Below are 1,703 nucleotides of genomic sequence, written 5' to 3' on the forward strand. Positions count from 1 at the left end.
GCGCGGCAGGTGAATATATTGCCAGCGCCGGGCGGGCCGCGCAAGGGGGAATTCCGCCTCCACAAATCCGACACATGTCGGGGCGGGCGGCCCCCTCATATGGGGAGGCCCGGCGCGCGATGGCGTCGGGCCTTAAGGCAACTACTGGCTGAGGAAGCTGTCTGGATATAGATCCTCGTAACGCTCTTGCGCGGTCGTGACACGGAACAGGTATGCCTGCGTCTCGGGAAACGTGATCGCGTTGTGCAGCACGGTGTCCTGTTCGGCCCAGTCATCAACGTTGCCCATTCCGGCGTTATACGCCGCGATCGCTCGGTCCGTGGCACCGTTGAAATACTGCAGGAGATAGGACAGGTACGCGCAGCCAAACTCGATATTGGTCTGAGCGTCGAAGAGGTTGTCGGCTGAATACACCGAACCGTCTACGATCCCCTTGTCGATCATGTCCTGCGCAGTCTCGGGCATGAGCTGCATGAGACCCTCCGCGCCCTTGCTGGAGACGGCTTCGGCATCCCAGTCTGACTCGGTCTTGATGACGGCGGCAACAAGATAGGGGTCGACCCCATGTGAACGCGACGACTGAACGATATATCCCTCATGGTGAAGCGGATAAAGCGCGCCGAAGATAAGCGACGGCGCGAACGAGAACAAAGCCGATGCAACCCCGAAAACCGCGACGACGATAAGGGGGATGAGCCGATACCACGAGAAAAGCCGAGGCCGCCTACTCATATGTCTCCCCCGTAACATCGGCAGCGGGCTTCGGCCCCTCAACGGAAGCATCCTGAGCCCTCGAAGCTCCAGGCCCTTCATATGAGTCGACAGCCAGCTCAGCGCCAATCGGGAGCGACTGGACCCAGGAATCGAGCGAATCGAAGAGCGAGTCATCAGTGCTCGTGTTGTCTATCACGACCGTCGCCATGGCGCAGAGCTCCTCCTCGGAAGGCTGGCATAGCGCGCGAGCATCGAAATCGTCCTGGCTCATCCCGCGGGACACAGCGCGCGAACGCCTCTCGTCAAGCGGAGCCGAGACCGCCACGACTGCGTCAGCGAGCGGAAACATGTCCAGGAAGGCCTCAGGGACAGACACCTCCACCACAAGCAGCGGGATGTCAGGGGCAGAAACCGAGCAACAAAGGGATGGCAGCAGCAATTCGGACAGGCGACGCTTGAGCCTAGGATGCACGATACTGTTAAGCGTGTGGACGGCCTCATCAGAGGCAAAAGCGCGCTCGGCGAGCACGGATCTGTTGATGCCTCCGTCTTGAGACAGCACATCGAGACCGAACGCGTCAGCGATCTCGCCCACAACATCGGATCCAGGGTAATAGAGGTCTTTAGCCCATTGATCCAAGTCGACCCTCGTCGCGCCGAGCGACTCGAGATAACGCGTGGCGGTCGACTTGCCAGAAGCGATATTACCTATGAAAAACGCTGCGTACATATATCCCTACCTAGCCATGGCATAACCATAGCAGCTTACCGCAATATAGAGATACCAACGCTAAGGCCTGCGAAAACGGGCGGAATCCCCACCGCCCCGCCCCGGCATGAAAAAAGGGGCCCGGGGCCCCTACGCCGGCCCCCGGGGGGGCCTCCCGGCCCGGTGCCGCCCACCGGCCAGCGGCGCCCTGCCCTCCCACGGGCTGCACCCGCAGTACTCTCGGCGCGAGGGGGCTTAGCTTCCGGGTTCGGAACGGGAC

General features: G+C 61.4%; 2 protein-coding genes and 1 rRNA gene. All 3 read right to left on the bottom strand.

Annotated elements, in window-relative coordinates; all coding sequences use genetic code 11:
* Positions 1–141: 141 nt before the first annotated feature.
* Positions 142–732, bottom strand: a complete 591-nt coding sequence (locus H6A15_RS10105; protein ID WP_204673630.1) for a lytic transglycosylase domain-containing protein — start codon at positions 730–732, stop codon at positions 142–144.
* Complete coding sequence (gene coaE / locus H6A15_RS10110; protein ID WP_204673631.1) at positions 725–1,444, bottom strand: dephospho-CoA kinase; 720 nt, start codon at positions 1,442–1,444, stop codon at positions 725–727. The genes H6A15_RS10105 and coaE overlap by 8 nt, the downstream gene beginning before the upstream one ends.
* A gap of 174 nt (positions 1,445–1,618) precedes the next feature.
* Positions 1,619–1,703 (bottom strand): 5S ribosomal RNA (rrf, locus tag H6A15_RS10765); the annotation flags it as partial.

It is taken from the genome of Enorma phocaeensis (assembly GCF_016901575.1).
Taxonomy (GTDB): domain Bacteria; phylum Actinomycetota; class Coriobacteriia; order Coriobacteriales; family Coriobacteriaceae; genus Limicola; species Limicola phocaeensis_A.

What these genes read in the sequence shown, in the direction of transcription:
- coaE (WP_204673631.1), bottom strand. Translation starts at nt 1,444, where the DNA reads ATGTACGCAGCGTTTTTCATAGGTAATATCGCTTCTGGCAAGTCGACC.
- H6A15_RS10105 (WP_204673630.1), bottom strand. Translation starts at nt 732, where the DNA reads ATGAGTAGGCGGCCTCGGCTTTTCTCGTGGTATCGGCTCATCCCCCTT.